This is a genomic window from Streptomyces sp. CRN 30 (genome assembly GCF_034105845.1).
This window is the reverse complement of record NZ_JAVRHI010000328.1, coordinates 35,949-47,691: the sequence shown is the minus strand read 5'-3', so window position 1 is coordinate 47,691 and position 11,743 is coordinate 35,949. Positions and strand designations below refer to the sequence as shown.

The following is an 11,743-nucleotide window of genomic DNA, read 5'->3' as shown; positions in this document are numbered from 1 at the left end:
ACCGTCGAACGCCGTCCGGTACGGGTCTAGTTCGCGGTGAGGCCGGCCACGAAGCGCGCGGTAAGGGCGGTGGGCGCGGTGATGGCCGTGCCGACCACGACGCTGTGCGCGCCCCGGGCCAGCGCCCCGGCGGCTTCCTCGGGGGTGGCGATCCTGCCCTCGGCGACCACGGGTACGCGGACCGCGGCCGACAGGGACGCGACGAGGTCCAGGTCGGGACCGGGCCGCACCGGGCTGCCGGGGACGTAACCGGACAGGGTCGTGGAGACGAAGTCCGCGCCCTGACCGGCCGCGGCGATCCCCTCGGCGAGCGTCGAGACGTCCGCCATGACCAGCGCGCCCGCCGCGTGCACGGCGGTGACCAGCTCTTCGAAGGTGGACCCGTCGGGACGGGGCCGGTCGGTGGCGTCGGCGGCGACCACGGCCGCGCCTGCCGCCGCGATCTCCTGGGCGTGGCGGACGGTCGGGGTGATGTACATCCCGGTGTCGCCGTCCTTCCACAGGCCGATGACCGGCACGGGCACGCTCTTGGCGACGGCGGCGACGACCTCGGGTTCGTTGACGCGCACGGCGCTCGCGCCGCCGGCACAGGCCGCCAGCGCGAGCCGGACCAGGGTGGCGGTCTCCCGCATCGGGTCGCCGGGGGGCGCCTGGCAGGAGACGATCAGCCGGCCCTGGAGGGTCTCGGCCAGATTCGGGAACGTCGTCATGAGGGGACTCCAGGTCGGTGCAGGGGGAGGGAGGCGGTCAGCGCCGCCGCGCCGAGTACGGCCGCGTCCGGGCCGAACAGCGGCGGCCGGGGGACGAGTCCGCGCAGCGGCGGCATGAGTTCGGCGGTGAACGCCGCCGCCAGCGCGTCCCAATAGAGGGCGCCGATGTGCGGCACGCCGCCGCCGACGACGACCCGGTCGGGGCCGAGGGCGTTGGCGAGACCGCCGAGGACGCGGCCGGTAGCCGCCGCTCCGGTGGTGATGGCCGCGACGGCGGCCTCGTCGCCCCGCGCGGCGCGTTCGGCCACGGTCTCCAGCCGGTCGGCGGGCACACCGCTCAGGCGGGTGTAGTGGGCGGTGATGCCCGGCCCCGAGCCGATCACCTCAAGGTGTCCGGTGGCCCCGCAGGTGCAGGGCAGCCCGGCCGCCTCGGCGCTCGGCAGGTGACCGATGTGCCCGGCGAGGCCGGACGCGCCGTGCAGCATCCGGCCGTCGGCGGCGAGGGCACCGCCCACGCCGGTGCCGACGGCCGCGAACAGCAGCGACTCCTCGCCCTCGGGCAGCGCGGCGAACTCCGGTCCGGCGGTGGCGCGTACGTCGTTGTCGCAGGCGACCGGAAGCCCGGTGCGTTCGGCGAGGCCGGCGGCCAGCGCGGTGCCCGCCCAGCCCCGGATGGCGTCGGTGGCGCTGGTGACGCGGCCGGTCAGGGGGTCGATGACACCCGCGGCGGCGACCCCGATCGCCGTGGCCCGCCGCCCGGGGTCCACCTCGGCCACCGCGGCGGCGAGCGCGTCCAGCACGGCCCGCGCGCCGTCCCGGGCGGGCGTCGGCCGGCCGCACCGCGCGGCCACGGTGCCGTCGGAGGCGAACAGCGCGGCGGCGATCTTCGTACCGCCCAGGTCGAGGCCGATCACCGCGCTCTCGGTGACGGCGGTCATCGGCCCGGTGTCAGACCGGCGGCGCGCAGGCACCGGGCGACCAGGTCGACGGAGTCGGCGGAGAGCGGGATCTGCGGGAAGGCGGTGGCGCCGCCGTCGATGACACCGAGCAGCCGCAGCGCGTGCTTGAACGCGCCGAGCGCGGAGGAGCTGCGGCCCATCTCCGCCTCGGGTCCGGCGTCGACCATGGCGAAGAGGGCGACGAGCCGCTCCTGTTCGCGGGCGGCGGCGTCCCAGTCGCCGGAGCGCGCCGCGTCGTGGAGCCGTACGTAACCGGCCGGGTCGACGTTGCCGAGGCCGGGCACGACGCCGTCGACGCCCGCCAGCAGGGCGGCGTCCACGGTCAGTTCGGACCCGGTCAGCACGCTGAAGTCCGGCGCGGGTCCCGAGGCCCGGCCCTCCCGGCCGCCGAGGTCGACCAGGAGCCGGCGCAGTCCGCCCTCGTCGCCGCTGCTGTCCTTCAGCCCGGCGAGCGTGCCGTCCTCGGCCAGCTCACGGACGAGCGCGGCGGAGAGCTTGGTGTGCACCGACACCGGGATGTCGTAGGCGAAGAGCGGCAGGTCCACGTCCTGACGCAGCTGGCGGAAGTGCGCGGCGACCTCCCTGGGGTGCGTACGGGTGTAGAACGGCGCGGTCGCCACCAGCGCGTCGGCGCCCAGCTTCGCGGCGGTACGGGCGTGCGCGCCCACCCGCGCGGTGGTGGTGTCGATGACCCCGGCGAGCACCGGCACGCGTCCGGCGGCCGCCTCGACGACGGTGCTCAGCGCGGTGGCCCGCTGCTCGTCGGTCAGGTAGACGACCTCGCTGGTGGAACCGAGGGCGAAGAGCCCGTGCACCCCGCCCCCGACGAGGTGCTCGACCAGCCGCGCGAGCGAGGCCGTGTCGACCTCCCCGTCGGCGTCGAGAGGGGTGACGACCGGCGGCACGACGCCGCGCAGCGGTGCGGTGAGGGACATGGGGAGCTCCAGCGGGTCGGTGTTTCGGCCATCTTGCGCGGACAGAGCCGCGACAAGGACACGAGACAAGAACACGAGACATGAACATGAGACGTAAGATGTCCTACGTCATGGCTCACCCTAAGCGGAAGCCCTGGTGGCAGGTCAAGAGCCGCCGGGCGCCCGTCCGTCCACGAGGAGGAACACTGTGGCCCGCCCGACCATGGCCCAGGACATCGAGCGCCGGATCAAGGAACTGATCATCGAGCGCGGCCTCGCCCCGGGCGACCCGCTCCCCACCGAGACCGAGCTGATGCGGCTGTTCGGCGCCGGACGCGTCTCCGTCCGCGAGGCGCTCAAGGCGCTCCAGGCCATGGAGGTGATCGAGATCCGCCGCGGCTACGGCACATACGTCGGATCACTCGCCCTGACCCCGTTCGCGAAGGCCCTGGCCTTCCGCGCGACGGTCCGGCACCGGCAGGGCCGCCAGGGGCTGCTCGAACTGATGCGGGTGCGCGAGGCGTTGGAGACCGGCCTCGTCGGCACCCTCGCCGGTACCGTCCCCGCCGAGGACGTGGCCGTGCTGCGCGGTCTCGTCGCCCGCATGGAGCGCGAGGCCGAGGACGGACGGGTCGCCCGCGCCACCGATCGCGCCTTCCACCTGGCGCTCTACGCCGCGCTCGACAACCACCTGCTCAGCGAGGTGCTGGACGCGTTCTGGACCGCCTCGGAGCGGGTGCGGGAGGACCTCGACGACGGACACCAGCAACCGGAGGTCACCTGCGCCCAGCACCGCGCGATCGTCGACGCGGTCGCGGCGGCCGACGGCGAGCGCGCCGCGCAGGCCATGCGCGCCCACTTCGACGGCCTCCGAGAACGCCTGGAGGCGCTGCCTCCCCGGGCGGCCGGCGGTCCGCGGCGCGGCCCCAGTGGGACGAGATCCGCTCATCTTCCCCCGCCTTCCCTCGCCTTCACCGGAGTCCGAGAACATGACTGATCCGACCGGCGTCGATCCCGGGGCACGCGGCACGGCCAGGGGCAGACACCGGCCAGGTGCCCCCATGGACGAACGCTCCGACGAGGCGCTGACCACCGCGCTGCGCGACGGCGGCGACACGGCGGCGACGGAGGAGCTGTACCGCCGGCACGCCCCCGCCGTCCTGGCGTACGCCCGCACCTGCTGCCGTGACCCGCACACCGCCGAGGACCTCGCCTCGGAAGCGTTCGCGCGCACCGTACAGGCGGTTCGCGAAGGGCACGGTCCCGTCGCGGCGTGGCGCCCGTACCTGCTGGCCGTGGTCCGCAACACCGCGGCGCGGTGGGCGGAACGGGCGCGCCGGGTCGACCTCGCACCGGATTTCGGTGAGTGGGCCGCCACCGCGACGGCGCACCGCTCGCCCGGCCCCGACCAGATGAGCGGCGAGGAGCGCGCGGTGCGCGCGGAGGACGAGGGCATGATGGCCGCCGCCTTCCGCGCCCTGCCCGAGCGGTGGCAGGCGGTGCTGTGGCACCACGTCGTGGAGGAGGAACCCACGGCCGCGGTCGGGACCCTGCTGGGCCTCAGCTCCAGCGGGGTCGCTTCGCTGACGGCCCGTGCTCGCGAGGGACTGCGCGAGGCGTACCTCGCCGCGCACGCGCGGCAGGGCGCGGCCGACGAGGAGTGCCGCAGGTGCGGTGACCGCCTGGCCGCGGCCGTGCGGCGCTCCCGCCCGCGCCGGGACGCCCACCTGGACCGGCATCTGGAACGGTGCGAGCGGTGCCGCAGGGCGGCCCGGGAGCTGACCGACCTCAACCAGCGGTTGCGTACGGTGCTTCCGGGGGCCGTCCTGCTGTTCGGCGGCCCGGCGTATCTGGAGGCGCGCGCGGCGGGCGCGACAGCGGTGCCCGCCACCGGGACCGCAGCGGCAGAGTCGGCCGGAGCGGCCGGGGCGGCCGGGGCGAAGGCGGCGGTGCTCGCCGCCGGAGCCGCCGCGGCACTGCTGGCGGGCTGGGCCCTGTGGCCCGGAGGGGAGGACGCGCCGGGCCGCACCGCTCCTCTCACCGATGGTGTCTCCTCCTCCGCCGCCACACATGACGTGCGGGCGTCGGAGACCAGACCCGCGCCGACGGCCACACTCACACCCACAGCCACACCCACGCCGTCCCGGTCTCCCTCCGGTCCGCCGCCGTCCCCGTCCCCGTCCGCGTCGGCCCCACCGCCCGGCCCGGACGCGCTGGGCGGGACCAGCACGCTGCGCTTCGTCTCCACCGGCACCTGCATGGAGGTGCCGGGCGGCTCAGCACAGGCCGGCGTCCGGCCCGTGGAGGCGTCCTGCGACGGAGGCGCGCGGCAACGGTGGACACTGCTGGAGCCGTTCCCCGGGGACAGGTCGCGCCTCCAGGTGCGCAACGAGGCGACAGGGCTGTGCCTCACGCGCTCCGGCGGCACGCAGGATCACGCGCCGGTGGACCAGCGAGCCTGCGACGCCGCGTCAGGCACCCAGCTGTGGAACCTCTGGGCGGACTCGGCGCAGGGCCAGGTGGCTCTGCGGGACGCCGGCGGCAGCCGTCACCTGGGGCTCGTGGAGTGGGCGCGAGCGGACCAGGAGCAGGAGCACGGAACGGCGATCGGCACCACGCGCTACTACTACGGATCGGCCTCCAGGCGGTTCCGCTACGAGCCCGGACTGCTCGGAGAGTAAAGAGCGGGCAAAGTCGCGGGACGGTCGAGGAGATGTCCTCTCCTCCCCTTCGGAAACATTCGAAGGACCAGAAGGAAAACCTCATGAAGACTTCCGCTCTGCGCCGGATCGCCCTGGCCACCGGCTGTGCCGCGCTGACCGCCGGGGTCCTGCCCGCCACCGCGCACGCGGACGGCACCACGGTGGAACGCAAGCTCCTCCCGGTGCTGGTGGAGTTCACCGACAGCTCCTTCCAGAGCCCCGAGGACGTGAAGGCGGGTACGCCGGACAGCTACTTCGGCTCGGGCAAGGACTCGCTCGCGTCCTTCTTCTCGGAGGTGTCGCGCGGCCGGTACGCCCTGGTGCCCGCCGTCGACGAGCAGTACGTCGGCCCCGTCGAGCTGCCCATGACCGCCGCCGGCTGCGATCACAACAAGATCAACAATCTGACCCAGGAGGCGCTGGCCGATCAGGGACTGGTGCGGGGCGAGGACTACGAAAGCCTGTCCATCACCTTCCCGGCACAGAAGACCGGCTGCGACTGGGCCGGTCTCGGTAAGGTTCCCGGCCCCTACACCTGGATCAACCTGTACGGGACCGGCAGCGGACTGGGCGTGCTCGCCCACGAGTTCGGGCACAACCTCGGCCTCGGCCACCAGGAACGCTCCATGTGCGCCGACGGCGACCTCGTCGACTGCGAGGCGAACGGCACCAGCGCCAAGTCCGTCATGGGCGGTGGCGGAACGGCGGCCGGCTTCTCCGCGCCCGAGATGATCCGGGCCGGGTGGCTCTCCGGCAGCGAGGCGGTCGAGGTCACCGCCTCGGGAACGTACACGCTGCGGTCCCTGCACGGTACGGGCGACGGCACGCGCGCCCTGGACATCCCGATGGGCGACGACCGGCTCGTCGTCGAGTACCGGCACGCCGCCGGCTCCTTCGACGAGAAGATCGAGGGCGTGCACGCCTACCGGGTGCCCGGAGGCAACTACGGTTCCTCCTCCCTCATCGACCTGACCGAGGCGAACAGGACGGCCGGCAACGACGCCCCGGCCGACGCCGACGCCGTCGTCTCCCTGACGGACAAGGCGAACGAGGTGTCGGTGGCCGTCGTCTCCTCCGGTGACGGTCAGGCCCGGATCAACGTGAACCTCGACGGCGAGGACCTCTCCGCCGCCGAGGAGACGGCCGGGGAGACCGCCGGCGAGACGGCCGGGGAGACCGACGAGGAGACCGCCGCGGCACCCGCGCCGGAGCACACCGGCACCGACACGGACGCGGGGGACGGCCTCGGCGCCGGTACTCAGGCACAGAGCGGGGACAAGAAGCCGGTCACCGCCGCCGAGGCGGACGAGGACCTCGCCGCCACCGGCGGTGACTCCAGCACCCTGCCGCTGGCGGCCGGCGGCGCGGCACTGGTCGTGGCGGGCGCGGCCGGCATGGTTGTGCTGCGTCGCCGCAAGCGCGCCTGACACGTACCGCCCCGGTGTCTGCCGGCGGCCGCTCCTGCACGGGTCGGCCGCCGGCAGACCGTTTCACGGACCGCCGCCGCTGGGCACCCGACCGACGTGACCGCCGTCCGCTGGGCACCCGACCGACGTGCCTGGAGGGCATGCCTGGAAGACATGCCCGAAGATCAGGAGCTGCCCGCGGCCCGGGACTCGCCCACCCTGCGCCGCACGGGCGCGTAGTGCTCCTCCAGCGCCCGGAGGAACGCGGGCACGTCCTTGGCCCGCGCGGCGTCCACCAGTGCCTGATGGGCCCGCACCGTGGACTCCTCGTCCACGGGCGTGAACCCGGCGAGATGCGGCGCGACGACCGTGTACACGTCCCAGAAGGCCATCGACAACTGGCTGATCAGCTCGTTGCCCACCGGTGAGACCAGTAGTTCGTGGAAGGCCCGGTCGGCGGCGACGTACCCGCTGCCGTCACCGGCCCCGGTCTCCCGCATGGCCCGCACCAGCGAGTCGAGCGCGTCGAGCTGCCCGTCGTCGAGCGACGACACGATGCGCTCCGCCATGCCACGCTCGAACAGCTCCCGCACGTCGACCAGGTCGGCCATGACCCGGAAGTCGTCGCCGGGGGAGAGCAGACCGCGGAAGGTGAGGCTCTCCACCAGGGCCGAGAGACTCAGCCGGCCCACATAGGTGCCGTGCCCATGACGGACGTCGACGATGTCGAGCGCGTCGAGGATCTTGATCGCCTCACGGACGCTCGAACGACTCGCGCCGAGAGCCTCGCACAGAGCGGTCTCCGTGGGCAGCAGGTCACCGGGGCGCAGCCGCTCCCGCAAGATGTACTTCTTGATGCCCTCCACGACTTCCTGTCGCAGCAGAGTACGGCTTGACCGAGCGCCGGACATGCGGTGGAGCTCCCCTCTGACCCTGTCTCCCTGTGGGGCGGGTCCTCAGGCTAGCAGCCGGACATCCGACGTCTGCTCGCCCGGGAGCCGCCCGGGAGCCGAGCGGGAGTCGCCCCGGGAACCACCCGCACGGCGCCGCCGCGTCACGCGCCGGCAGGCGCGTCACCCGTCGTGGCCGTCGGCACGGAAGCGGCGGGCCGGGGATGCACGCAGTGCCAGAGATGTCCGCCGGGACCTTCCGTCGCCGCGGGGAAGTCGGTGGCACAGGCGTCGTCCGCCTTCCAGCACCGCGTGCGGAACGGACACCCGGAGGGCGGGTTGGTCGCGGACGGCACCGGACCGTGCAGGACGATGCGCTCGGGCCGCTCCAGCAGGCTCGGCGTGGCCGACAGCAGAGCCTCGGTGTAGGGGTGACGGGAGTCGCCGGAGACCTGCGCCGCTCCGCCCTCCTCGACGACGCGCCCCAGGTAGAGCACGGCGACGCGGTCCGCGAGGTACCGGACGGTCTGCACGTCGTGCGAGATGAACACCATGCCGAGGCCGAGACGGGCGCGCAGGTCCACGAGGAGGTTGAGGATCTGCGCGCGCACCGACACGTCGAGGGCGCTGGTGGGCTCGTCGGCGACGATCAGCTCCGGCTCCAGGGCCAGGGCGCGGGCGATGGCCACGCGCTGGCGCTGCCCGCCGGAGAGCTGGCCGGGCAGCGCCTCCAGGGTGTGGCCGGGCAGGCCCACCAGGTCGAGGAGTTCCCCGACCCGCCGCTCCCGTTCGGCGGGTGTCCCGCGGCGGTGCACGTCGAGCGGGTCGCGCAGGATGCGGCGGACCGGCAGCCGCGGGTTGAGGGCGGTGGAGGGGTCCTGGAAGACCACACCGACGGCGGGTCCGAAGAGGGTACGGCGCTCCGCTCCGGACATCTCCCACAGGTCCCGGTCCCGGAAGCGCACCCGGCCCTCGGTGGGCCGCTGGAGCCCGGTGACCACGCGGGCCAGGGTGGACTTGCCGCACCCGGACTCGCCGACCAGGCCGAGGATCTCGCCGCGCCGGACCTCCAGCGAGACGTCGGTGAGGGCGTGCACCGCGTCCCGGCGCAGAACCGTGCCGCTGCGGGCCCTGTGCCGGACGTGGACGCCGTCGAGCCGGATGAGGGGGTCGGTGTTCCGCGAGGTCGCGGCGGTGTTCCGCGAGGTCGCGGTGAGGCGCTGTTCCGTGGTCATCGGGCACCTTCCAGGGGTTCGGCCGGCCGGGGCGCGGGCGCCGGGTGGTGACAGGCGAAGAGGTGGTCGGGTCCGGTGCCGCGGCCGGTGGCCGCAGGCGGCGTGGTGGCGCACACCTCGGTCGCGGCGGCGCAGCGGGAGGCGAACCGGCAGCCGGCGCCGAACGCCTTGGGCGCGGGGACCACGCCGCGGATCTGGTGCAGTCGCCGGGCGCCCGACTCCAGGGAGACGACCGAGCCGAGGAGTCCCCGGCTGTAGTGGTGGGCGGGGTCGGTGAGCAGCGCGCGGGTGTCGCCGGCCTCGGCGACCTGACCGGCGTACATCACCGCGACCCGGTGGGCGAGGTCGCCGACCAGGGCGAGGTCGTGGGAGACGAGGACCATGGCGAAGCCGAGTTCGTCGCGGAGCCGGACCAGCAGTTCGACGACCTGGGCCTGGACGGTGACGTCGAGGGCGGTGGTCGGTTCGTCCGCGATGAGCAGGCGGGGGCTGCGGGAGAGGGCCATCGCGATCAGGACGCGCTGGCGCTGCCCGCCGGAGAGTTCGTGGGGGTAGCTGCGCAGGGTGCGCTCGGGGGACAGGCCGACCAGGTCGAGGAGTTCGGCGGGCGTGCGGGTGCCGCCGCGCGAGGTGAGGCGCCTCAGCTGGGTGCCGATCAGCACGGACGGGTTCAGGGACGACATGGCGTCCTGGTAGACCATGGCTATCTCCGGGCCCATCAGCTCCCGGCGCTCCCTGGGCGACAGCGTCAGCAGGTCGCGGCCCCGGTAGCGGATCTCGCCGGTGGCCTCGGCGTTGCGGGCCAGCAGCCCCATGACCGCCAGGCTGGTGATGGACTTGCCGCAGCCGGACTCGCCGACCAGGCCGAGGGTCTCGCCCTCGCGGACGGTGAAGGAGATGCCGTCGACGACGGGGACGTCGCCGTAACGGTCGGGGAACCGGATGGACAGGTCGCGGACGACGAGGAGTTCGGGGGCGTCGGCGGGGAGCGGCGGCACGGCGGGTTCCAGGGCCGCGAGCCGGCCGGCCAGTTCGGTGAGCGCCGCGTCCACCTCTGCCCGGTCGGCCGGGGGAGTGGCGGCGGCGGTGTTCTCGTCGGAGTCGCCGCCGGCGCGGGCCTTGTCCGGTGACGCGGCGGCGTCCGTCAGACCCTCGGACAGCACGTTCAGCGCGAGCACGGTGACCAGCAGGCACAGACCGGGGAAGAGGGTCGCCCACCAGCCGCCGGACAGCAGGATCTGCCGGCCGTAGGCGAGGACGCTGCCCCAGCTCGGGTCGGGGTCCTGCACACCGGCGCCGATGAAGGACAGGCTCGCCTCGAAGATGATCGAGTCGGCCACCATGACGGTGGCGAACACCAGGACTGGCGCCGCGCAGTTGACGGCGACGTGCCGGGCCACGATGTAGCGGCGGCGGGCGCCGATGACCTGCTCGGCGGCGACGTAGTCCTCGCCGTACTGCTCCAGCACGTTGGCCCGCACGACGCGGGCCAGCGAGGGCGAGTAGACGAAGGCGATGGTGAAGATGATGACCGGCAGGCTGGGGCCGAACACGGCGACCAGGACGGCGGCCAGCGCGATCGGCGGGAACGACATCACCACGTCCAGGACGCGCATCACGGACTCGTCGGCCCACTTGCGCGAGGTGGCCGCCAGCGAGCCGAGGAGCGAGCCGATCAGCAGGGCGAGCAGGGTCGCGCCGAAGCCGATGGTGAGCGAGTAGCGGGCACCGTGCACGACGCGGGCGAAGATGTCGCGGCCGGCCCGGTCGGTGCCGAACCAGTGATCGGCGCCGGGCGGCCGGGCGGGGACGCCGGTGGCGAGGGGGTTCTGGGTGAGCAGCGGCGCGAAGAGCGCGCCCAGCACGACCACGACGAGGATCGCCAGGGCGATCCGCGAGGGCACGGGCAGGCGGCGCAGGCGGACGCCGGGGCGGGACAGCCGCTCGGCGAGGGAGCGTGGGGCGAGCATCACACCGTCCTGATACGCGGGTTGACGAGCAGGTAGAGCAGGTCGACGACGACGTTGACCACGAGGAAGGCGATGGCGATGGTGAGCACGGTGCCCTGGACCAGCGCGACGTCGCCGCCGGTGACACCTTCGAGGATCAGCTTGCCCATGCCGGGCAGGTCGAAGATCGCCTCGATGACGACGGCGCCGCTGAGCATGTAGCCGATCTTCACGCCGAGCACCGTCAGCGGGGTGACCAGGGCGTTGCGCAGCACCGACCGGATGATCAGGAAGGGGGGCAGGCCGCTGCCGCGGGCGGTGCGCACGTAGTCGCGGTCGAGTTCGGCGACCATCGAGGTGCGGATCAGGCGGGCCAGCGAGGAGGCGACGGGCAGCGCGAGGGAGACGGCGGGCAGGGCGAGGCTCTCCAGCCAGCCGGTGAAGGAGTCGGCCGGGTTGACGTACCCGCCGGTGGGGAAGAGCGGCACGTTGAGCGCGAACTGCTGGATGAGCAGGACACCGATCCAGAACGACGGCAGCGCGATGCCGGCCATCGACAGCACCCGGAAGACCTGGTCCGGCCAGCGGTCCCGGTACACGGCGCTGGTGACGCCGAAGACCAGGGCCAGCACGACGGCCAGCACGAGACCGAACAGCGTCAGTTGCAGGGTCAGCGGGAACGCGGTGACGATCCGGTCGGTGACGGGCTGGCTGGGCGAGACGGTGACGCCGAGATCGCCCCGGACCAGGTCGCCGAGGAAGGCGAGGTACCGGACCGGCAGGGGATCGTCGAGGCCGTGCGCCGCGGCGAACGCGGCACGCGCCGCGGGAGTCGCGCTGTCGCCGAGCGCGTTGTACGCGGGGTCGGCCGGTGAGAACTGCATGACCACGAAGACCAGCAGCGCGATGCCAAGGATCATCACCGGCATCATCGCGACGCGGCGCAGCGCGAGCCGGAGGAATGCAACCATCGAGAGG

10 protein-coding genes are annotated in these 11,743 nt (G+C 73.9%); 3 read left to right on the top strand and 7 right to left on the bottom strand.

Translation table 11 applies throughout. The features are described 5' to 3' along the window. Window positions 1-26: 26 nt before the first annotated feature. The 3 genes from UW392_RS35120 to UW392_RS35110 are packed head-to-tail and all read right to left on the bottom strand — an operon-like array spanning window position 27 to window position 2,604. Window positions 27-710 carry a putative N-acetylmannosamine-6-phosphate 2-epimerase gene (locus UW392_RS35120; RefSeq protein WP_320779259.1) on the bottom strand — a complete coding sequence of 228 codons (684 nt, stop codon included), beginning with the start codon at window positions 708-710 and terminating at the stop codon, window positions 27-29. Next, window positions 707-1,648, bottom strand: a complete 942-nt coding sequence (locus UW392_RS35115) for an ROK family protein (protein ID WP_320779258.1) — start codon at window positions 1,646-1,648, stop codon at window positions 707-709. Before UW392_RS35115 ends, UW392_RS35120 begins: the two co-directional genes overlap by 4 nt. Next, the gene (locus UW392_RS35110; protein WP_320779257.1) at window positions 1,645-2,604 is read right to left on the bottom strand and encodes a dihydrodipicolinate synthase family protein; all 960 of its coding nucleotides are present in this window, start codon (window positions 2,602-2,604) and stop codon (window positions 1,645-1,647) included. The genes UW392_RS35115 and UW392_RS35110 overlap by 4 nt, the downstream gene beginning before the upstream one ends. Window positions 2,605-2,791: 187 nt before the next feature. On the opposite strand from UW392_RS35110, the gene UW392_RS35105 reads away from it, so the two are divergent. The 3 genes from UW392_RS35105 to UW392_RS35095 all read left to right on the top strand — a co-directional run bounded on the left by UW392_RS35105 (window position 2,792) and on the right by UW392_RS35095 (window position 6,712). Beyond that, window positions 2,792-3,580, top strand: a complete 789-nt coding sequence (locus UW392_RS35105) for a FadR/GntR family transcriptional regulator (protein WP_320779256.1) — start codon at window positions 2,792-2,794, stop codon at window positions 3,578-3,580. Window positions 3,581-3,644: 64 nt separating this feature from the next. Further along, window positions 3,645-5,264, top strand: a complete 1,620-nt coding sequence (locus tag UW392_RS35100; protein ID WP_320779255.1) for a sigma-70 family RNA polymerase sigma factor — start codon at window positions 3,645-3,647, stop codon at window positions 5,262-5,264. A gap of 83 nt (window positions 5,265-5,347) precedes the next feature. Further along, window positions 5,348-6,712: an LAETG motif-containing sortase-dependent surface protein gene (locus tag UW392_RS35095; RefSeq protein ID WP_320779254.1), complete on the top strand. Its 1,365-nt coding sequence runs from the start codon at window positions 5,348-5,350 to the stop codon at window positions 6,710-6,712. Window positions 6,713-6,876: 164 nt separating this feature from the next. Here the strand turns inward: UW392_RS35095 and UW392_RS35090 are convergent, their stop codons facing one another. The 4 genes from UW392_RS35090 to UW392_RS35075 form a co-directional block, all read right to left on the bottom strand. Continuing rightward, on the bottom strand, window positions 6,877-7,602 hold the full coding sequence (locus UW392_RS35090) for a FadR/GntR family transcriptional regulator (protein ID WP_320779253.1): 726 nt from the start codon (window positions 7,600-7,602) through the stop codon (window positions 6,877-6,879). 143 nt (window positions 7,603-7,745) lie between these two features. Beyond that, window positions 7,746-8,816 (bottom strand): ABC transporter ATP-binding protein, encoded by a 1,071-nt coding sequence (locus UW392_RS35085; RefSeq protein ID WP_320779252.1) that lies wholly within the window; start codon window positions 8,814-8,816, stop codon window positions 7,746-7,748. Continuing rightward, a complete protein-coding gene (locus UW392_RS35080) occupies window positions 8,813-10,786 on the bottom strand; it encodes a dipeptide/oligopeptide/nickel ABC transporter permease/ATP-binding protein (RefSeq protein ID WP_320779251.1) in 1,974 nt (657 codons plus the stop codon). Before UW392_RS35080 ends, UW392_RS35085 begins: the two co-directional genes overlap by 4 nt. Further along, window positions 10,786-11,736 (bottom strand): ABC transporter permease, encoded by a 951-nt coding sequence (locus UW392_RS35075; protein ID WP_320779250.1) that lies wholly within the window; start codon window positions 11,734-11,736, stop codon window positions 10,786-10,788. The genes UW392_RS35080 and UW392_RS35075 overlap by 1 nt, the downstream gene beginning before the upstream one ends. Between the last annotated feature and the right edge of the window lie 7 nt (window positions 11,737-11,743).